Raw genomic sequence first — 19,451 nt, forward strand, 5'->3', positions numbered from 1 at the left:
ACGCCCCGATTACAGCGTGGACAGCACCCGCCGGATCTCCCCCTCCAGCACCAGGCAGGTCAGGCGGCCGCTGCGGTAGGCGCCGGTGTCGATGCCGATTCGGTTGCGGAGGATGGCGGGTTCGGGTTCCACGGTGTGGCCATGCACCACGACCCGCCCGAAATCCTGGGTCGACATCAGGAAAGGGCCACGTATCCAAAGCAGGTCGGCCGGCACCTGGTCGGCCAAGGTCGCGCCCGGCCGTATCCCGGCATGGACGAACAGGTAACCGCTCTCCTCATGATACAGCTTCAAGGCGTCCAGAAAGGCGCGGTGGCTGGCCGGCAGGGCGTCCCGAAGGCTTTCGCGAAGATCCGCCAGACTGGTCCGGCCGAAGAGCACCGCTGTGGCGTCGAGGCCGTAACTCTCGATCGTCGCTCGCCCCCCGTTGGCCAACCACGTTTCGCCGGCCACTCCCAGGTCGAGGAAGTCGACCAGGAATTGTTCGTGGTTTCCTCTCAGGTAGACGATGTCGAATCCCGACGGCGGGCCTTCGAGAAGAAGATCGATCACCTTCGCCGATTCCGGCCCCCGGTCCACATAATCCCCCAGAAACACCAGAACGTGCCTGAGATCGGGGGAATCGCCCGCATCGGCGGCGATTCGGTCCAGCAACCGGCGCAACAGGTCGGCTCGTCCATGAATGTCGCCGACCGCGTAGACGCGCCGTCCCGGCGAAATCCGGGGCGGCAGGGGAGGGGCGAGTTGAGTCCCGACCATGACTGTGAATATGATGGGGGCGGGCAAAGGCGACAACCCAAATCGGAAAGTTCGAATGGCCATAGCGGTTCCCGGCAGCCTGCTCGGCACGGACCCCCAGGGGGGCGAGGAGAATCTTCTGCTCGAACACCTGCGCCGCCAAGGCGACCTGCGGGCCGGCCTGTTCGCCGTGCAGATCCATCTTTCCGACCTGAAGTCGAGCAACCGCAAACCCCATTTCATCCGGGTGGCCCGTCGCGCCTTCGAGCCCCTGGAGCACTCCTACGACGCCACGCTGTTCCGCCTGTCCAACCAGGACTTGGTGTTGTCCTGCCGCGACGTTCCCGTCGATGAGGTCGATCAGGTGATGGTCAAGGTCCGCAGCCTGTTCAGCGAAGACCCGCTGGCCGGCTGCGAGGAAGGGTCGTTGGAAGACCATTTCTCCACTTGGTACGATTTGGCGCAGGAAGAGGATTTCGCCAACTTCAAGGAAGCCATCGCCGACATCGCCGCCAAAGCCGAGGCGCTGCGCAAGGAACAAGAGCGCGCCGAAAAGGCCGCCGACAACAACCGCGGCATGACCGGGGAGCCGCTGACGCCCAAGAATCTGGCCGCCATCAACCAGGAACTCCTGGCCACCCGGCTATCGGACCTGATCCGCCAGCAGCCGGCCATGCGCATCCTGCCGCCCAACCAGGGCGAGATCCTCTTCCGCGAATACTTCGTTTCCATGGCCGACCTGCAGGGGCGGGTGGCGCAGAACGTCAACCTGTTCAGTTCGACCTGGCTGTTCCACTACCTGACCGAGACGGTGGACAAACGTATGCTGGTCATCATCGGGCGGCGGGATTTCTCGAAGGCCCGGGACTCGGTCAGCATCAACCTGAACATCGCCACCGTGCTGTCCCAGGAATTCAACCATTTCCACAAGACGGTTGCCGATCATGCCACCAAGGTGGTGATCGAAATCCAATTGACCGACATCTTCGCCGATCTCGGCTTGTTCCACTTCGCCCGCGAATCCCTGCAAGCGCGGGGCTACCGCGTGCTGATCGACGGCATCACGCCGCTCACCTTGCAGTTCTTCGATCCCAGCCTGCTCAAGGCCGACTACGTCAAGATCGCCTGGGGACCCGAGTTCGCCGGCGAGGCCGGCGGCGACCGCGCCGACGAAATGCGCGACTTGGTGAATCGCATCGGGCGGGATCGTATGGTGCTGGGCCGCGTCGATTCCGAGATTGCGGTGCGCTGGGGCCTGGGGCTCGGTATCCAGCGCTTCCAGGGCTATTACGTGGATACCCTGGTGGAACGCATGGTCGCCAAGGGCATCCTGGCGGGAGGAGGCTGAGCCATGGCATTGCCGCCCAATGTCCAGAGCCATCTGCCCAGCCAGGAAAATCTCCTGCTCGACTACCTGCGCCGCCTGGAGAAGCAGAAGGACGGCCGCAAGGCGGTGTTGATCCTGATTTCCGGACTCAAGCCCTTCAATCGCCGCGAACAGCATGTGCGTGCCGCCACCTCCAGCTTCGAGCCCCTGGCGCAGGAAATGGAGGGCCAGCTCTTCTCGCTGAAGACCGCCGACCTGATTTTCATTTACAAGGAATCGGCGCACCCGCGTGTCGAGACGGTGGTGCAGAAGATTCGGTTCCTGTTCAGCGACGATCCGTTGCTGGAAGACGACAGCTCCGAGCGGCGTTTCGTCACTTGGTACGACGTGGCGACCCAGTTCGAGGACATTCTGCGCCTGGTCCAGTCCCTGGTCGATGTCGAGGACAAGAAGCTCGGGGACATGCGCGACCGCCGCTCCGACACCCGGGCTTCCCTGAAGGCCCGCCAGGAACGGGGCGAGCCCCTCACCCCGGCCGTGCTGGCCCGCGTCGAGCAGTCGCTGGGCAGCGCCGACCTGTCCAACCTGGTGCGCCGCCAGTTCGTTTGTGCCTTCGATGCCAAGCTGCGGCCGCAGCCCTTCTTCAGCGAGCTGTTCATTTCCATCGCCGATCTGCGGGAAACCGTGGTGCCCGGCGTCAACATGACCGCCAACCGGTGGCTGTTCCAGCACCTGACCGAGACGCTCGACCGCCGCATGCTGTCCATGCTGGGCAAAACCGACCGCATCGCGATTACCGGCGATATCAGCTTCAATTTGAATATCGCGACCCTGCTGTCCAACGAGTTCCTGGCCTTTGACGACAACATCACGGCCGGCCGGCGCGGCGCCATGATCATCGAACTGCAACTGGTGGACATCTTCGCCGATCTCAACGCCTTCATGTTCGTGCGCGAATTCGTGCAGGACAAGGGCTATCGCATCTGCGTCGACAGCCTGAACCACCAGACCATGGAACTGGTGGACCGGGACAAGCTGGGCGTCGATCTGGTCAAGATCGTCTGGAGCCCCGAACTGGTCGACCGGGGCGAGGAGATGCACGACCGGGTGCGGGCTTTCGTCAAGAGGATCGGCGAGAACCGGGTCATCATGTGCCGGGTCGACAGCCGCGAGGCCATCGACTTCGGCCGCCGGGTCGGCATCGCCCTTTTCCAAGGCCGCCAAGTGGAAAACCTGATCGCCGAGGACAATCGGCGCAAGGAACTGCTGAAGCTCAAGCGCCGCATCGAACGCAGCGCCCCGGCCGGCCATCCCCCGCTGAAGAGCAAGTCGTAGTGACCGTCGGTTCCGCTTCCCCCGTGGTGGTCGTCGAGGCCCTGGTCAAGCGTTTCGGGCCGGTGGCGGCGGTGGACGGGATTTCCTTTTCCGTCGCCCGCGGTTCGGTCACCGCCCTGCTGGGCGGCAACGGGGCGGGCAAGACCACGACCCTGGCCATCCTGCTGGGGCTCCTGCTGCCTTCCTCCGGGACTATCGAAGTGCTGGGCCAGGATATGCTGCGCCACCGCCATCGCGTCCTCGGGCGGATGAATTTCTCCTCGCCCTACGTGGACCTGCCGCAGCGCCTGACGGTGCGGGAAAACTTGACGGTCTATGCCCATCTCTACGAAATATCCGGCGTCCGCCGGCGCATCGAAGCCCTGGCCGCCGACCTGGATATCGAAGCCTTCCTGGACCGTCCGGTGGGCAGCCTGTCGGCCGGGCAGAAGACCCGCATCGCCCTCGCCAAGGCCCTGCTCAACGAACCGGAATTGCTGTTGCTGGACGAACCCACCGCATCCTTGGACCCCGATACCGGCGACTGGGTGCGCGGCTATCTGGAGAACTGGCGGGCCCGGTCCGGCGCCACCATCCTGCTCGCCTCCCACAACATGGGCGAGGTGGAACGGCTCTGCGACCGGGTGCTGATGATGAAGGCCGGGCGCATCGTCGACGAAGGAACGTCGGCCGGCCTGGCGGCCCGCTACGGCCGCTCCAGCCTGGAAGAGGTCTTTCTCGACATCGCGAGAGGCCGGGGCGAGGGGGCAAGGCCATGACCTTTTCCTGGCGGCGGGTCTGGGCGGTGATGCTGCGGCATCTTTACGTGCTGCGGTCCTCGTGGCCGCGGCTGCTGGAACTGGCCTACTGGCCGGTGGTGCAGATGGTTCTCTGGGGCTTCATCACCACCTTCTTCGTCCAGCATTCCTCGTGGGTGGCGCAGGCGACCGGCGTGCTGATAAGCGCCGTGCTGCTGTGGGACGTGCTGTTCCGCGCCAACCTCGGGGTGTCGCTCACCTTCATGGAGGAGATGTGGGCCCGCAACCTGGCCCAGCTCTTCGTCAGCCCCCTCAGGCCTTCCGAGATGGTGGCGGCCCTGGCGGCCATGAGCCTTTTGCGCACGATAATCAGCATCCTGCCCGCCTCGCTGCTGGCCTTGCCGCTGTTCGACGTCTGGGTCTTCGCCCTGGGGCCGCCCTTGCTTGCCTTCTTCGCCCACCTGATGGTCATGGGCTGGGCCATCGGGCTGATGGTGTCCGCCCTGGTGCTGCGCTTCGGTCTGGGGGCGGAAAGTCTGGCCTGGGTGGCGATCTTCGCCATCGCGCCCCTGAGCGGCATCTACTATCCGGTCGCCAGCCTGCCCCAATGGCTGCAACCCTACGCCTGGGCGCTGCCGTCCACCTACGTCTTCGAGGGCATGCGCGCCGTGCTGTTCGACCAGGTCTTCCGCTGGGACCTGTTCTGGGGCGCGACGGGTTTGAATCTGGTCTACCTGGCCGCCACCGGAGCCGGCTTCCTTTACATCGTGCACGTCGCCAGGCGCCGCGGGCTATTGCTGCACCAGGGGGAATAGAGCTACCAAACCGGATAGATATCGCCCGGATTGGACGGCCGCTTGCGGGCGGCCCGACGGCGACGGTAGGCGATCCAGGCGCCGATGCCGAGCGCTGCCAAGGCGGCCAGTCCCAGAATCCAGTCAGTGGGCATTCTCTCCTCCGTCGATCAGGCGTCCGGCAAGGTCCTCCAGCTTCGGCCGCAGGGCTTCAAACATGATATCGTTGCCGCGCCGATTGAAATGACAGGCCGCATCGATGGACAGGGTCTCGGCGATGCCGTCGAAACAGCCGGTGAGATCGAAGAAGTCGACTCCGTTCGTCGCCAGTTCATCCGCGCGGCCCAGCATCAGGGGATAGGTCTGGGCGATGGCCCAGTATTCGGCGCAGCCGGGAATATAATAGCGTTCCATCTCCTCCTCGCTGCGCGGCTTGCCGCCGAAGTAGGGGTTGGGCTGCAGACAGTGGAGATATCGGACGCCGTCGGCGGCGCAACCGCGTCCCAGCAGAATGGAGGCGCGGGCCCAAAGGTCGACGACTTCATCCGCCAGGGCGCGCGCCGCGCGGGGACAGGTGGAGAAGACCTGATCGTCGACAGGATCGGTGCGCGGCAAGAGGAACGGTTCGAGGGTTCCATTCCCGGCCATGACCGGGGTGGAGCCGCGCAGACGCTCCAATTCCCTTCGCGCCCGCTTCAGCCGCCAGCGATCGACAATCCCCCGGCGCTCCGCCAGGGCGGCCACCCTTGCCTGGGCCACCAGCAGCCGGCCCATGAAGGCGAGCACCTCGGGATCATCGCTGGGGGCCTGGAACTGGAGCATGAGGTTATTCATCATCCAGGATAGGGGCAACGAGACATGATGGCCGTTGCGCTGGTTGGCGCGCTTGCCCATGGCTTCGTTGAAGCCGTCGATATTGACGGCCAGGTCGAAGCGCTGCCCGAGCGCGCGGAAATAGAAATAGCTGAGCATCGCCTGAGGCTGTCCATAGCCGCCCTGGGAGAAGTTGAGAACGGTGACCGGTCGTCCCAAGGGGGACAGGATGGAAGCGACCAGGGCCCGGATTTTTTCTCGTTCGTGGGCGAAGAACTGATCGGCGACCGATCCACCGAACAGGGCGACGACGATGTCGTCGCCGGACTCGCCGTTGTAGGGGTAGTCGAACCAGGGCTTTTCCATCGCAAAGCCGTGGTTGTTCCTATAGGTCGTCCCGCGCCAGCCGGGCCTTGCGGCATAACCCAGGTAGGGATGGAAGGCGAATTCGACCTTGGCCGGCCGGGGGGGCGATCCGAAGGCATCGGAGTCCGGTGGCGCCAATCCGGATCGTCGGCGGTTCACCGCGGCGACGATCCGATCTTCGACGACCTCGCGCGGTTCGGCGCCATTCCAGACGCTTTTCGACATCCGGGTCCGAAAGGCTTCCATCCTCAGGCGGCCGGTTTCGGCTTGACGCGCCCGAACCAGGGAATCCAGAAATTCCCGGCACCGGGCCGTCAAATCCGTGGGCAGGGGATGGCTCAGAGCTTCCTCCACCCTTCGGCAGGCCTCTCCGGCATTGGATTCCCTCAAGCTCTCGGCCCAGCCCAGAAGGAATTCGCCGCTGGCGGCGACGACGCGCGGATCGCCCTTCGTCACGACGATGGCTTGGCGGAAGACGTTCCGCAGCCTGGTCCGGTCGGCGCCGCCGGAGTTGCGGGCAAGACCCTGCAACGTCTCTCCGTATTCTTTGAGAAGATCGGCATCGCCAGGCGACAGCAAGATGGCTTTACCCAGGTGCTTCTCCGCGTCCTCCCAGGCCTCTCGCGACCTCTCCGCCTTTCCCAAGGCGACAAGAACCCGCGGATCATTAGCCGCAAAAGCCAACGCGGCCCGCAGGTCGGCGATGGCGTCTTCGATCCGTCCCCCCGATGCCAGAAGGACCTCGGCACGGACGAGCCGGTAATCGGCGAGGCGAGGTGCAAGATCGATGGCCCGGCCCAGATCGTCCAGACATTCCGACCCCTGCCCCAGGTCCAGGTGGGCCAGGGCGCGAAGAAACCAGGCATCCGGATTTTCCGGATTTACGAGAAGGGCTTCACCGTAGGCGGCGACGGAAGCCGCGGCATCCCCCGCGCGGTGAAGCGCCATCGCACGGGTCAGGTGGTCCTGGAAGTCCGCCGCCATTCCCCTCTCCGCGCCGCCGCGCCTTTCAGCGCTTTTCCAGTACCATTGGGGCATCGGCGGCGATCGTGCCGTCGTTGACGAACCAAACCTTGATCGGCGCCCCCAGGTTGGCCATCGCCGCCTTCAGGGAGGGCGCCAAACCCATGCTCGGCTTCGCGGTTTCGGCCAGCAGGGTCGCGGTGCCGTCCGTATCGACCACCAACTGGGCGCGCGCCACTTGCGGATAGCCGGCCAGCAGATCCCGGATCTGGTTCTCGGAGATGGCGACGTCGCCCACTTTGACTTCCGCGGTCATGGCTTTTCCTCCTCAAGTCGAGCCGTGTCAGGGGAGCCATGGGTAGCCGACCGGAGCCGCGCGGTCAACGGCCGCTCCATTCCCCTTGCGTTTTCGTGGAGAACCCACAAGATGTCCCCCTGGGGACTGGACATCCGCCGGGAAGTGTGGTGCTGTTCGGCCCCGTGAGGGTCCCACCCCAAACCTACCCATTCGAGGAGGAAGCCCGTGTCCCTGTTCGGCCAAGACACCCTGAAGACCCGCCGGTCCCTGAACGTGGGCGGCAAGACCTACGAATACTTCAGCCTCGAGGCGGCCGCCAAGGGGGGGCTCGAGGGGATCGACAGGCTGCCGTTCTCGCTGAAGGTGCTGCTGGAAAACATGCTGCGCTTCGAGGACGGGCGCACGGTCGGCGTGGACGACGTCAGGGCGGTGGCCGGCTGGATCGACAACAAGGGCAAGGCCGAACGGGAAATCGCCTATCGCCCGGCCCGTGTGCTGATGCAGGATTTCACCGGCGTGCCGGCGGTGGTCGATCTGGCGGCCATGCGCGACGCCATGGTGGCGGCCAAGGGCGATCCCAGGAAGATCAACCCTCTGTCGCCGGTGGACTTGGTCATCGACCACTCGGTGATGATCGACCATTTCGGCAGCCCCGAGGCGCAAGGCCTGAACGAGAAGATGGAATTCGAGCGCAACCGGGAGCGCTATGAATTCCTCCGCTGGGGCCAGAAGGCTTTCGACAATTTCCGGGTCGTGCCGCCGGGCACCGGCATCTGCCATCAGGTCAACGTGGAATACCTGGCGCAGGTGGTCTGGACCAACGGCGACCTGGCCTATCCCGATACCCTGGTCGGCACCGACAGCCATACCACCATGGTCAACGGCCTGGCGGTGCTGGGCTGGGGCGTGGGCGGCATCGAGGCGGAAGCCGCCATGCTGGGCCAGCCGCTGTCCATGCTGATCCCCGAAGTGGTCGGCATGAAGCTGGTGGGCAAGCCCAGGGAAGGCATCACCGCCACCGATATCGTGCTGACCGTGACCCAAATGCTGCGGGCCAGGAAGGTGGTCGGCAAGTTCGTCGAATTCTTCGGTCCGGCGCTCGATGCGTTGTCGCTCACCGACCGCGCCACCATCGCCAACATGGCGCCCGAATACGGCGCCACCTGCGGCTTCTTCCCCATCGACGCGGAAACCGTCCGCTACTTGCGGCTCACGGGGCGCGACGAGGCCCGCGTCGCCCTGGTCGAGGCTTACGCCAAGGCGCAGGGGATGTGGCGCGACGCCTCCACTCCCGATCCGGTCTTCACCGATACCATCGAGTTGGACCTGGCCACCGTCGAACCCAGCCTGGCCGGGCCCAAGCGTCCCCAGGACCGCATCGCGCTGTCCAAGGTGGCGGGCGAATTCCCGGCGGCGCTCAAGTCCATCGCCGACGCCGACGCGCCCCGCGCCGCCAAGGTGGAAGGCGCCGACTACTCCTTGCGCGACGGCGACGTGGTGATCGCCGCCATCACGTCTTGCACCAACACCTCCAATCCCAGCGTGCTGATCGCCGCCGGCCTTCTGGCCCGCAACGCCGCCGCCAAAGGCTTGCGCCGCAAGCCCTGGGTGAAGTCGTCCCTGGCGCCGGGGTCCCAGGTGGTCGCCGACTACCTGAAGGCCGCCGGCCTGCAGGAACACCTGGACAGCCTGGGCTTCAACATCGCCGGCTTCGGCTGCACCACCTGCATCGGCAACTCGGGCCCCATCGCCGAGCCCCTGGTCAAGGCCATCGAGGGCGGCAAGCTGGTGGCTGCCGCCGTGCTGTCGGGCAACCGCAACTTCGAAGGCCGCATCCACGCCAACGTGAAGGCCAACTACCTGGCCTCGCCGCCGTTGGTGGTGGCCTACGCCCTGGCCGGCACCGTGACCCGCGACCTGACGACCGAGCCGCTGGGCATGGGCAAGGACGGCCAGCCGGTCTACCTGAAGGACGTCTGGCCCACCGACCGGGAAATCCGCGACACCATGGCCCGCGTGGTGACCCGCGAGATGTTCCTCGCCCGCTATGCCGACGTGTTCAAGGGCCCGGCGGCCTGGCAGGCGGTGAAGACCGTCGAGGGCATGACCTACGCCTGGGACGGCAAGTCCACCTACATCCAGAATCCGCCCTACTTCGCGGGCGGCATGGCGGCCCAGAAGGGCGACATCGTCGGTGCCCGGCCCTTGGCCATCCTGGGGGATTCGGTGACCACGGACCACATCTCGCCGGCCGGTTCCATCAAGGCCAAGAGCCCGGGCGGCGCGTACCTGACCGCCAACGGCGTGGCGGCGGCGGACTTCAATTCCTATGGCGCCAGGCGCGGCAACCACGAAGTCATGATGCGCGGCACCTTCGCCAACATCCGCATCAGGAACGAGATGGCGCCCGGCACCGAAGGGGGCGTGACCCGCTTCCAGCCTTCCGGCGAGGAGATGTTCATCTACGACGCCGCCATGAAGTACATCGCCGCCGGCACGCCGCTGGTGGTGGTGGCGGGCAAGGAGTACGGCACCGGCTCGTCGCGCGACTGGGCGGCCAAGGGCACCCGGCTGCTGGGGGTGAAGGCGGTGATCGTCGAGACCTACGAACGCATCCACCGCTCCAACCTGGTCGGCATGGGCGTGCTGCCGCTCCAGTTCAAGGACGGCATGGACCGCAAGACGTTGAAGCTGGACGGCACGGAAACCTTCGACATCCTGGGCGTCGATTCCCTGAAGCCCCGCCAGGACGTCGCGGTGCGCATCCGCCGGGCCGATGGCTCGGCGCAGGAAATCCAGGTGCTCTGCCGCATCGATACCCTGGACGAGATCGAATACTACCGCACCGGCGGCATCCTGCAGTACGTGCTGGGCAACCTGGCGGCGTCCTGACCCTTCCGGTTCGCCCGCCCGCACAGGCCTGTTTGTCTCCGGCGGGCGGCTGGAGTAGAATGGGATCGGCCATCCAGGAGAAGCCGCCATGGCACAAGTAACCATCGAGATTCCTGCCGAGGAACTGCCCGCCAGGGTGCTGCGGCGCCTGGGTGTATCGTCCCGGGGTGTCGTGCGCCTATCGGCCGATGTCAATCCGGCGGAGGACCCGCCCCTCAGCGACGATATGGACCTTCGCGATTTCGCCCGCGTGATGGCGGCGAGGATGGAGGCGCGGGGGCTCGCTGCCGACAAGTTGGCAGGTATCCTCGACATGACCGGGGAAGAGCGCAAGAACATCCTCGAAGCTTGACGACGGCATGCAGCACCGGCCGCGCCTTGTCATCGATACTAACGTCTGGATAGGCCTGATCGTCTGGCCATCGCCGCGGCTGGCGGCGGTTCTGGACTTGGCAGTTCGAGAGTTCGAAATGATCGCCTCCGAAGCGACCTTCAGGGAACTTTCCGAAACCCTGACCGGGACCAGGTTTGGGGAATTCCTCTCCTTGCGCGAACGCCAACTCTCCTTGGAGATGATAGCCAAGCATCTGACCTTTCTGTCGGTGACCGCGACCGTGACCGACTGCCGCGACCCGCGCGACAACAAGTTCCTCGACCTCGCAGTGGATAGAAGGGCCCAGGCGATCGTCACCGGAGACGGGGATCTTCTCGCCTTGCATCCTTGGCGAGGCATCGCCATCCTGCCCCCCCGGCAGTTTGTCGATGCCTGCAGCCAGGGGCAACCGGAAGCGCCGCCATGACCACATCCGATCAGGCTCTGACGGCGGCCGGGATCGAATACCACCGCGCCGGTCGCCTGCGCGAGGCCGAGGCCGTCTATCGCCGGGTCCTCGGGGCCTCCCCCCGCCATCCCGACGCCCAGCATCTGCTGGGCGTCGCCCTGTTGCAGCAGGGCCGGACCGAGGAGGCCCTGCAGCACCTGCGAACCGCCGTCCTCCTGGACGGCGGCAACGCCCTTTATCATGCCAACCTGGCGGAAGGTCTGCGGCGGGCCGGGAAACCCGGGGAAGCCGAGGCCAGTGCCCGCCGGGCCCTGGCCCTGGACGGGCGCAACGTCGGCGCCCTCAACTGCCTGGGTGCCGCCTGTCAGGCGCAAGGCAAGTTGGACGAGGCCGCCGGCCATTACCGCAAGGCCCTGAAGCTTGACCCGAACGGGGTGGAAATCCTCAACAACCTGGGCGGCCTTTTGCGTCAGACCGGCCGGGCGGGGGAGGCGGAAAAGGTCCTGGGCAAGGCGCTCAAGCTGGCCCCCGGCCAGCCGGACATCCGCTTCAACCTGGCCCTGGCCCAACTCATCCTGGGCAAGGGGCGGGAATCCGAGGAGCACCTCAGGGCCGTGCTCGCCGTCCGGCCCGACCATGCCGAAGCCTGGAATGCCTTAGGGAACGCCCTTTTGCGCCGTAGCGTCTGGGCGGAGGCCATTCCCGCCCTCGTCAGGGCGGCCGAACTGGCGCCCGGCAACGCCGCCTTCCATCAGGCCCTGGGCGTCGCCTATCAGGAGGCCGGCAAGACGGACGAAGCCGCCGCCGCCTATGAAAAGGCCCTGGCCGCCAAGGATGGCGACCTCACGGTCCTGCCCGCCGTCACCCTGGCCTTGGGCCGCATTGCCAAGACCCAGGGCGACGTGGACCGGGCTTGCCGGCTCTTTGCCGCCCTGGCCGGTACGGACCGGAACGATGCGGCTCGCCTGCACCGGGCCACCGCCCTGCCTGCCATCCTGCAATCGGAAACGGAAATCGATGCGGTCCGCGCCCGGCTGGATGCCGACCTCGATGCCCTGCTGGACACCCGGCTGAAGATCGACGATCCCTTCGCCGATGCCCTGGGGCCGCTGTTCTACCTGGCCTACCACGGCCGCGACGACCGGCCCTTCCAGGAAAAGCTGGCCCGTCTCTACCGCCAGGCCTGCCCGTCCTTGTCCTACACTGCCCGCAAAATGGGGGGCGGCGGGGGCAAGCGCCTGAAAGTGGGCTTCGTTTCCCGCCATTTCCATAGCCATACCATCGGCAAGCTTTATCGCGGCTTCGTCGCCGAGTTGCCGCGCGACCGTTTCGAAGTGACGACCTTCCTGTTCGCCCGCCCGGACGATCCGGTACGGGCCTTCATCCGCGAGCGGTCCGACCGGACGGTGGCGCTGCCCGAGACCCTGGCGGACGCCCGCCGGGTCCTTGAAGCGGAACGCCTGGACGTGCTGTTCTATACCGACATCGGCATGGACCCCTTCACCTACTTCCTGGCCTTTGCCCGGCTGGCGCCGGTGCAGTGCACCACATGGGGGCACCCGGTGACGACGGGACTGGACACCATGGATTACTTCCTTTCCAGTCCGGCCATCGACCCTGCCGGTAATGAGGCTCATTTCACGGAAACCTTGGTGAGGCTGCGCGATTTCACCACCTATTATTACCGACCGGAGCCGGAGACATGGCCCGACCGTGCCGCCTTGGGCCTTCCGGAAGACGAACGCCTCTATGCCTGCCTGCAGACATTGTTCAAATTTCATCCGTCCTTCGACAGCGTCATGGGGGACATCCTGCGGGCGGACTCCAAAGGCCGAATATTGCTGATCGAATCCTCGCCCGTCTGGCGAGCGATGCTGGAAGGCCGGTTCGCGCGGACCTTGCCCGATGTCCGGGATCGCATCGTCTTCCTGCGCCGGATGCCAATCCGCGACTTCATGGGGGTGGCGGCCTCGGCCGACGTTTTATTGGACACGCCTCATTTCTGCGGCGGCAATTCGACCCTGGAAACGGTTTGGGCCGGCGCGCCCGCGGTTACTCTCCCCAGTGCCTTCACCCGAGGGCGCCTGTCGTCCGCCATTTACGAGCAGATGAGGGTTGGCGACCTCGTCGCCCGAGACGAAGCGGATTATGTGGCGAAGGTGGTGGGACTCGGTGTCGATCCCGACCGCAACCGGGCGATGCGCGCCCGAATCCTCGAACGACGCGACGCCCTGTTCGAGAACCGCCGCATCGTCGAAGACCTGGCCGCCTTCATGGAAGGGGCGGCGGGGAAGGCCTGATTTCCCTATCGCGTTCCGAGGCAAGGCGTTGGAAAAGTTCCTCCGCAACCAGGGCATGGACCGCTTCGTTGGGGTGCTGGTCGGTTGGATGGACCCAGAGATCGGAAGGGGCCCGGCCGGACATCAAGGGAAGAAGGTCGATTACGGGTATTCCGGCACCGGACAGGATGCCGCCAACCCGTGCGTGGATGTGACCAAACGGATAACGTTCGTCAAGATCGGTCAGCAAGGGAAAGATCACGGCGAGGCACGTGAACCTGCCGTCCCGGCAAAGTTCGCCGAATTCCGCAAGGCTGGTCTGGGTATCCTTCCAGCCCTCCGCATCCTCGCGATAGAGCGATGCGTAATACTCCAGGGTCCTGGCCTGGGTACGCCGGATGCTGGCGATCCTCCACAGAACCTGGGCAACCCGCAGATTGTAGGGAAAAGCGTCCGGCGGCCTTGGCTCGTCGCGATTGCTGACGGGGGCGTCTTTCCGGCGGGTCATTTTCCGCTTGGCAACGTCGAACTCGAAGATCGGCGGCTCGGCATCGTTGACGTTATAGCCCAGAATCACCGCATCGGGAGCCAAGGGGAGCCCGACGTTGCGTAGCAATGCGATTTCCTGGCGGGTGTTGTAACCGCCTACCCCGAGGTTGACGACCTCCCACGAGGGATCTCCCTTTCCTTCGTTTAGTCGGCGTTCCAGGCGAACGGCGAATACGTCGTTGTCCTTGACGCCTTGTCCGAAGGTGAAGGAGTCTCCAACGATAACGACGCGACGGACACCTTCTCTTTTGGTCTGGGCAAACGATGGACCACGGAAACCGGACCCGTTGGTGTGATGTCGGACGGTCATATCGGGTCCGAAGTACCCACGGGGGTCGCCGTCATAGGTAAGGGGGATGTCGCTGTTCAGGCTGTTCACATAGGTCAAGGTACCGTCAGCCAGGGTAACGGCCCGGAATTGGGGCGGCAGGGTGTGGCCCTTGCGGAACTTCGGGAGGTCGAAGGCGCGCAAGAAGACTTCGACGGCCGCCAAACCGACAGATAGGCCGATAGCGATTGCGACTGTCGAGAACACGATCCTCATGCCTAGCGAAGTTTCGACGGCCTTTATTTGAATCATGAGGCTCCTTCATGTTCGGTAAGCTGCGTCCATCCGTATAATCTCTATCCCATAATACCCTGCCAAGCCATAGAGACCCTAAGGAACCCAAGAGAAGCGAACGCGTTCATCACGCCCGCAGAGGCATCCTGGGAGCGCGGGCCTCCGGCCCGCAGCCTGCCGGATGAGACATCCGCGCCCCCAGGTTCTGGCGAAACCTCCGCCTTCACCCGATAACCCTGGGGGGCCCGCTGAGCGGACCTTCCCGTCCCGGCATCAGGTCTTGATGATGTAATTCAGGGCCATGCTGGGTTGCATGTTGTTGTGGGGCTGATCGCCGCCGCTATAACCAGTGTTGGCTTCCTGTTCGTCGGGATCACCCCCACCCGCAGCGCCGGAAGGTGCAGGGCCACAGCCTCCACTATGTCTATGATTCGGCATTTCGTTTACGGTCAGGGTATGCGTCTCGGCACCCACCTGCTGGGCCAGCGTGCGATTGGACAAGCCGCTACCCTGCCCTACGCCGATGACGGTCCGGCCGCGCAGGTCGGGCAGGTTGAAGGTGGTGGAGCCGTCGCCCGCGCCGTAGGTCGTCCCGACCACTGCGTAGAGAGAGGCGTAGGTGCTGCGCGAAACCGCCGTGCCGTCGCAGGCCAGCCAGCCGCCGGGGGCGGAGGCGCCGGCGAAGGGCATTACCGCCCCGGCCGGCAGGCCGGCGTTCGGCAGGTTGGTCAGATTGGCCCCCGACACGGCGGGCAGCGCGCCGCTGCCGTCCAGTTGCACCAGATTGCCCGCCGCCGTGCCCGCGTTCAGCGTGGATGCCGTGCCCAGTTCCAAGGTGGCACGGGCCGCCGCCGCGTCGGCGTCGTCCAGCAGCATCCGGGCGAAGGCCGTGATATCGGCCAGGGAAGCCGTTCCGGAACCGGTGAAGTACGGCAGCTTGTCGGCGGCGCTGGCCAAGGCGGCCAGCGCCGCCAGTTGCGGGTTGGCAGTGTAGTTGCCGGGAACGTTGGTGAGGTTGGCGGCGGAGACTCCGGGCAAGGCTCCGCTGCCGTCCAGTTGCACCAGGTTGCCGGGGGCCGCGCCGGCGTTCAGGGTGGCCGCCGTCCCCAGGCCCAGCGTCGCCCGCGCCGCCGCCGCGTCGATGTCGTCCAGCAGGGTTCGGGCGAAGGCGGTGATTTCGGCCAGCGCCGCCGTACCGCTGCCGGTGAAATAGGGCAGCAGGTTCGCCGCGCTGACCAGGCCGGCGATGGCCGCGAGTTGCGGATTGGTCATGTAGGACGGCGGCAGGTTGGTGAGATTGGCCGCCGATACCGCGGGCAGGGCGCCGCTGCCGTCCAGTTGCACCAGGTTGCCGGGCGCCGTGCCGGCGTTCAGGGTCGCGGCCGTCCCCAGGCCCAGGGTGGCGCGGGCCGCCGTCGCGTCGGCGTCGTCCAGCAGGCCGCGGGCGAAGGCGGTGAAGTCGGCCAAGGCCGCTGTTCCCGGTCCGGTGAAGTAGGGCAGGGTGTTGGCGGCGCTCGCCAGGGCGGCCAAGGCCGCCAGTTGCGGATTGCCGGCATAGCCGGTGGGCGGACCGTTCATCTTTTCCCGCCAAGCCGTCCCGTCGCGCACCAGCCACAGCCACTTGGCGGGCGAATCGAGAACCAGGTCGGCGCCGCTTGCAAGCAGGATCTGCCCGGTGCCGCCCGCCGCGTTCTTCACGGTGACGACGCGCCCGGCATCCGCCGGAGACAGGAACAGGAAGGAGCCGTCCGGCAGGTTGGCGGGATCGACATGGGTGAGTTCGTCCGCCGGCAGATGGCATTCGGTGTCGACGACCTGGGAAGCCCGGTCGGGCGTAATGCTCCCGGCCAGGATGTCGACGGCCGAAGCCGGCGCCGCGCCGGCCAGTTGGCGGACGAAGGCGGAAAACTGGAGAAGCTGGGCATCCGTAGGAAATTCGGTCATGGCAGGCCCTCAAAAAAGAATTGTTTCATGGATGAATGGGCCGGAATGGACGGTCCGGCATTTCAGGTGACGTACCGATAGATATCTGCGGCTGCATCGCCATGGCTATGACGAGTGTCATTGCGCATATATGGTTACCTATGCGTGCCTCTATCGCAGGCCGGCGCCGAGAATGGGCGGCGGGCGGGGCCGTCGCCGCTCGCGATCAGCGATTCCAGAAGGTCTCAGGCCAGGGGCGGTCGTCGGCGCCGGAGGGCATGGGGCCCGGGGGGCCAGCATCCAGGCCAGGATGTCGGTCCAGAAGATTTCCGCCGCCAGATCGCGCAACAACATGTGATGGCTCTCCCAATAGAGGGCGATGCGATGCGAATAGCCACCATGATCCCGACCCCGGACGACCCAACGCAACGTCGCCTCGTCGGCCGTGGCCGGAACCCGCACCCTCCCCAGGGCTGTTACCCTTGCCGTTCTAATCCGGGAGATCGGTTTCTGACTTCCGCTTTCCCTCGCCATGGGGAGATCTGCTATAGTCCGGTCCGTGAGGCATGGTTCCGAGAGGCGTCGGCATGGCACAAGCGGTACTGAAGCAGCCACTACATATGACGGTGGAAGAGTTCCTGGCCTGGGACGACGGCACCGATACCCGCCACGAACTGGTGGGCGGCGAGGTCTTCGCCATGGCTCCGTCTTCCGCCATCCACACGAGGCTTGTAGCCAACCTTGCTCGTGATCTGGGGGGACGCCTCAGGCCCCCTTTCGGAGTCAATGTCGAGGCCGGTATCATGCCTTCCGCGAAATCGGATGCATATTATCAGGCTGACTTGGCGGTGAGTTGCATCCCCCTGGGGCCATCCGACAAACACGTTCCAGACCCGAAAGTGATCGTCGAGGTCCTTTCGCCAAGCACAGCGAACTACGATCGCGGCACCAAGCTCCCCGACTACCGCACGATCCCCTCAGTTCAGGAAATTGTTCTGATTTCCTCGACGGCGATGAAAGCGGAGCTTTGGCACCGAGCCGACGATGGTTGGACGGTAAACGACATCGAGGGCATGGATGCCGTACTGCGGCTCTCCTCTATCGAAGTCGAGCTACCACTGGCGGCGATTTATGAAAGCATCGCATTCGAAGCCGAATGATCTGGGGGAGCAGTGAAGACGGCGGAGCAAAACCAGTCCACGGAGGCGGCTGAATGGCCCTTCTTCTCCAGAGAAGGGGGCGGAGGGTGTATTCCGTGGAGCTTTATCGGAAGATCAGGCCTGCCTGCCGTCACGACGGCATGAGCCAGCGGGTGGCGGGGAGTCGCAAATATACCCCGGCATATCGGAATATATTCTATATATCAGAACAAACTGACATCTCTCAACCGTAGCAGGTCAAATTTGACGATGATGTGTACATTCCACATGTTGCGAAATTCCTGAGGAGGGATTAGATGAAAGGAGTATGGGGAGCGGTGGAGCCAGCCGTCGCCCGTGGTGAGTGTAGGTCATTCGATGTGAAAGGGTGGGAAGCAGATGCCCGCTATGAAACGCAAGAAGCGCCGTATGACGGTGGCCGAGGACGGCCCGCGTCCGATTGACGTCTACGTCGGCAACCGTGTCCGTCTCCGCCGTACGCTCCTTGGCCTCAGCCAGGAGGCGCTGGGCAAGGCGGTCGGCCTGACCTTCCAGCAGATCCAGAAGTACGAACGCGGCGCAAACCGCATCGGCGCTTCGCGCCTCTACGAATTCGCCCGTATCCTGGATGTGCCCATCTCCTACTTCTTCGAGGAGATGCCCGACGAAATCCGCAAGGCCGACCCGGATATCCGCGGCATCAAGGTCGAAACCGAGGACGACAGCCTGTCGGAGCGCGAGACCCTGGAACTGGTGCGGGCCTACTACCGCATCCATTCCGCGGAAAAGCGCCAGGCGTTGTTCGAGGTCATCAAGACCCTGGCCGAAGTCCAGTAGACGCCCGGATTTCGCCGCGGGATCAGACGAGACCGTCCTTGCGGGCGGTCTCGTTTGCGTTTCAGCAACACCCGCCGCTGGTAGGCGCCGGCTGGGCGTCGAAGGGCATGGCGGTCCCGCAGCCGGGAAAGATGCCGTAGTGGGTGGAGAAATCGCCGAAGAACTCGAAATGCGGCCGGAAGCGCGTGTCGTGCAGCATGCGCCAGGTGTTGCCGCAGACGGGGAATATGCGTCCCGTCTCGATGCAATGGTGGGTATCGAGCACGAATCGGTGCGGATGATCGGGCAGGCTGCCCTTGTAGACCACCGCCTGCCCGTAGTCCTCGCAGGCCGCTTCCAGGCCCGCCAGCTTGAACAGCCGGTAGGTGGCGGAAAAGAACCGTAGCGGCCCGGTCTTTTCCAGCACTTCGGCTTCGGTGATGGCGAGCGGCCGGTGCTCGACCAGCCGGGCGTCGGCAAAGCCGGCTTGGCGCGCCAGCGCCAGGAAATCGTTCCAATAAAGCGCCCCGCCCAGGCATTCGCCGTGCAGGACGGGGTCGCGGGTCACCGCTTCCGGCACCCGCCGGTCCGCGTAGACGTCGGAAAAGTACAGTTCCCCGCCTTCCTTCAGCATCGACCAGGCGCCCTTCAGTACCGCCGCCTTGTCGGGCGACAGGTTGATGACGCAGTTGGACACGATGACGTCGAAGCTGGCCGGCGGCATCCCCAGTTCATCCAGCTTCTCGATATAGCCGAAGCGGAAATCCACGTTGGCCGCGGCATAGCCGAAGCGTTCCCGGTGCCAGTCGACGTGGCGGCGGGCGACTTCCAGTTGTTCCTCGGTCATGTCGACGCCGACCACCCTCCCGTTCGGCCCCACCAGACGGGCCAGGGCGTAACAGTCCCGCCCCGCCCCGCAGCCCAGATCGAGAATGCTCGCCCCCTCCAGCGAGGGCGGCATCACCAAGCCGCAGCCGTAATACCGGGCCTGGACCTCGGGATGGATGTCGGCCATCACGGGCCTGAGGTGAGCGGGCAGCGCCGTTGGGGTGCAGCAGGCGTCGGTCTTCAGATCCTTCGTACCCTGCAGCACCTTGCCGTAGTAGACTTTTACCTGTTCGAGCATGAAGGCACCTCC

17 protein-coding genes are annotated in these 19,451 nt (G+C 65.1%); 10 read left to right on the top strand and 7 right to left on the bottom strand.

Annotated features, from left to right (window positions below; all coding sequences use genetic code 11):
* Positions 1–9 precede the first annotated feature (9 nt).
* Positions 10–759, bottom strand: a complete 750-nt coding sequence (locus H7841_03805) for a serine/threonine protein phosphatase (GenBank protein ID MEO5336010.1) — start codon at positions 757–759, stop codon at positions 10–12.
* A gap of 55 nt (positions 760–814) precedes the next feature.
* Here H7841_03805 and H7841_03810 point away from each other — a divergent pair, with 55 nt between their 5' ends.
* From H7841_03810 to H7841_03825, 4 genes are read left to right on the top strand one after another with little or no spacing between them, the layout of a single operon-like run.
* The gene (locus H7841_03810; GenBank protein ID MEO5336011.1) at positions 815–2,086 is read left to right on the top strand and encodes a hypothetical protein; all 1,272 of its coding nucleotides are present in this window, start codon (positions 815–817) and stop codon (positions 2,084–2,086) included.
* A gap of 3 nt (positions 2,087–2,089) precedes the next feature.
* The gene (locus H7841_03815) at positions 2,090–3,400 is read left to right on the top strand and encodes a hypothetical protein (GenBank protein MEO5336012.1); all 1,311 of its coding nucleotides are present in this window, start codon (positions 2,090–2,092) and stop codon (positions 3,398–3,400) included.
* A complete protein-coding gene (locus tag H7841_03820; GenBank protein MEO5336013.1) occupies positions 3,400–4,158 on the top strand; it encodes an ABC transporter ATP-binding protein in 759 nt (252 codons plus the stop codon). Before H7841_03815 ends, H7841_03820 begins: the two co-directional genes overlap by 1 nt.
* On the top strand, positions 4,155–4,952 hold the full coding sequence (locus tag H7841_03825) for an ABC transporter permease (protein ID MEO5336014.1): 798 nt from the start codon (positions 4,155–4,157) through the stop codon (positions 4,950–4,952). Before H7841_03820 ends, H7841_03825 begins: the two co-directional genes overlap by 4 nt.
* A 2-nt stretch (positions 4,953–4,954) precedes the next feature.
* Here H7841_03825 and H7841_03830 read toward each other — a convergent pair whose 3' ends face one another.
* From H7841_03830 to H7841_03840, 3 genes are read right to left on the bottom strand one after another with little or no spacing between them, the layout of a single operon-like run.
* Positions 4,955–5,086 (bottom strand): LPXTG cell wall anchor domain-containing protein, encoded by a 132-nt coding sequence (locus H7841_03830; GenBank protein ID MEO5336015.1) that lies wholly within the window; start codon positions 5,084–5,086, stop codon positions 4,955–4,957.
* Positions 5,076–7,094 (bottom strand): hypothetical protein, encoded by a 2,019-nt coding sequence (locus H7841_03835; GenBank protein MEO5336016.1) that lies wholly within the window; start codon positions 7,092–7,094, stop codon positions 5,076–5,078. Before H7841_03835 ends, H7841_03830 begins: the two co-directional genes overlap by 11 nt.
* A 25-nt stretch (positions 7,095–7,119) precedes the next feature.
* On the bottom strand, positions 7,120–7,389 hold the full coding sequence (locus H7841_03840) for a hypothetical protein (protein MEO5336017.1): 270 nt from the start codon (positions 7,387–7,389) through the stop codon (positions 7,120–7,122).
* A 207-nt stretch (positions 7,390–7,596) separates the two neighbouring features.
* Here H7841_03840 and acnA point away from each other — a divergent pair, with 207 nt between their 5' ends.
* The 4 genes from acnA (at position 7,597) to H7841_03860 (ending at position 13,345) form a co-directional block, all read left to right on the top strand.
* Positions 7,597–10,263 (top strand): aconitate hydratase AcnA, encoded by a 2,667-nt coding sequence (acnA, locus tag H7841_03845; GenBank protein MEO5336018.1) that lies wholly within the window; start codon positions 7,597–7,599, stop codon positions 10,261–10,263.
* 88 nt (positions 10,264–10,351) lie between these two features.
* Complete coding sequence (locus tag H7841_03850) at positions 10,352–10,615, top strand: hypothetical protein (protein MEO5336019.1); 264 nt, start codon at positions 10,352–10,354, stop codon at positions 10,613–10,615.
* A 7-nt stretch (positions 10,616–10,622) separates the two neighbouring features.
* Positions 10,623–11,063, top strand: a complete 441-nt coding sequence (locus H7841_03855) for a putative toxin-antitoxin system toxin component, PIN family (GenBank protein MEO5336020.1) — start codon at positions 10,623–10,625, stop codon at positions 11,061–11,063.
* Positions 11,060–13,345, top strand: coding sequence for a tetratricopeptide repeat protein (locus H7841_03860; GenBank protein MEO5336021.1), 2,286 nt, complete (start codon positions 11,060–11,062; stop codon positions 13,343–13,345). Before H7841_03855 ends, H7841_03860 begins: the two co-directional genes overlap by 4 nt.
* Here the strand turns inward: H7841_03860 and H7841_03865 are convergent.
* Positions 13,317–14,345, bottom strand: a complete 1,029-nt coding sequence (locus tag H7841_03865) for an SGNH/GDSL hydrolase family protein (GenBank protein MEO5336022.1) — start codon at positions 14,343–14,345, stop codon at positions 13,317–13,319. The genes H7841_03860 and H7841_03865 overlap by 29 nt on opposite strands.
* A 363-nt stretch (positions 14,346–14,708) precedes the next feature.
* Entirely contained in the window at positions 14,709–16,379 is a 1,671-nt protein-coding gene (locus H7841_03870) for a tail fiber protein (protein MEO5336023.1), read from the bottom strand.
* A gap of 566 nt (positions 16,380–16,945) precedes the next feature.
* Between H7841_03870 and H7841_03875 the strand changes: the two genes are divergently transcribed.
* Both H7841_03875 and H7841_03880 read left to right on the top strand, forming a co-directional pair.
* Entirely contained in the window at positions 16,946–17,518 is a 573-nt protein-coding gene (locus H7841_03875) for a Uma2 family endonuclease (GenBank protein MEO5336024.1), read from the top strand.
* A gap of 387 nt (positions 17,519–17,905) precedes the next feature.
* Positions 17,906–18,334: a helix-turn-helix domain-containing protein gene (locus H7841_03880; GenBank protein ID MEO5336025.1), complete on the top strand. Its 429-nt coding sequence runs from the start codon at positions 17,906–17,908 to the stop codon at positions 18,332–18,334.
* Between the two features lie 61 nt (positions 18,335–18,395).
* Here H7841_03880 and H7841_03885 read toward each other — a convergent pair whose 3' ends face one another.
* On the bottom strand, positions 18,396–19,439 hold the full coding sequence (locus H7841_03885; protein ID MEO5336026.1) for a methyltransferase domain-containing protein: 1,044 nt from the start codon (positions 19,437–19,439) through the stop codon (positions 18,396–18,398).
* Between the last annotated feature and the right edge of the window lie 12 nt (positions 19,440–19,451).

Origin of the sequence: Magnetospirillum sp. WYHS-4 (assembly GCA_039908345.1) — a bacterium.
Lineage (GTDB): Bacteria > Pseudomonadota > Alphaproteobacteria > Rhodospirillales > GLO-3 > JAMOBD01.